The sequence below is a fragment of the Streptomyces sp. NPDC058375 genome, from assembly GCF_042723425.1.
GTDB lineage: Bacteria > Actinomycetota > Actinomycetes > Streptomycetales > Streptomycetaceae > Streptomyces > Streptomyces durocortorensis.
Window position 1 is genome coordinate 1 of record NZ_JBHXJG010000287.1, and the last position, 805, is coordinate 805.

The 805-nt window shown below is 73.4% G+C and carries 1 protein-coding gene; it reads left to right on the plus strand.

Going from position 1 to position 805, the window contains the following annotated elements; all coding sequences use genetic code 11:
- Positions 1-210: 210 nt before the first annotated feature.
- Positions 211-753 (plus strand): TetR/AcrR family transcriptional regulator, encoded by a 543-nt coding sequence (locus ACFWM7_RS30745; protein WP_383266816.1) that lies wholly within the window; start codon positions 211-213, stop codon positions 751-753.
- The last annotated feature ends 52 nt before the right edge of the window (positions 754-805 follow it).

Below are 805 nucleotides of genomic sequence, written 5' to 3' on the forward strand. Positions count from 1 at the left end.
GTCCGCGTCGTGACGACGTGGACCGGGCCCCTTCGTCGCAGTGGCATCCTGGAACCGACGAAGGGTCCGAGGGGGCCGTGAGGTCAGAGGGGTCCGAGGACCGAGGGAGGGGCAAAAGCCATGGCAGGGGCGATCCCGATGGACATGGACACGAGCACGGCGCAGCCGCCGCGGGCGGACGCGAGCACGGAACAGCCGCCGGCCCGGCCGATGCGCGCGGACGCGCGCCGGAACCACGACCGGCTGGTGGGCGAGGCGCGCAGGTCCTTCGCCGAGCACGGTACGGACGCCTCGCTGGAGGACATCGCCCGGCGGGCTGGCGTGGGCATCGGCACCCTCTACCGGCACTTCCCGAACCGGGACGCCCTGATGAACGCGGTCTTCCAGGACGCCCTGGGCTCACTCCTGGACCGCTCCCGGGAGCTGGCGGCGGCACAAGCACCGTGCCGGGCGCTGGTGGAGTGGCTGGGCGCGATCGTCACCCATGCGGGTGAGTACCGCGGCCTGGCCCACAGCCTGATGTCCGCCTCGCGCGACGAGAGCTCGGCCCTGGTGCAGTGCCATCTGCCGCTCCGGGAAGCGGGCGCGGGGCTGCTGCGGCGGGCGCAGGAGAGCGGGTCGGTGCGGGGCGATGTCTCGATCGACGACCTGCTCCAGCTGACGAACGCGATCGCGCTGGCGGCCGAGCAGTCGCCGGACGACCCGGAGTTGGCGGACCGGCTGCTGCGTCTGACACTGCGCGGGCTGAAGTAACCGAACCAGCCCCTCCGGCGTTCGAGGAGCGGGGGTCCGGGGGCAGCGCCCC

Coding starts and splice junctions, on each gene's coding strand:
- ACFWM7_RS30745 (WP_383266816.1), top strand. CDS start 211: ATGCGCGCGGACGCGCGCCGGAACCACGACCGGCTGGTGGGCGAGGCG.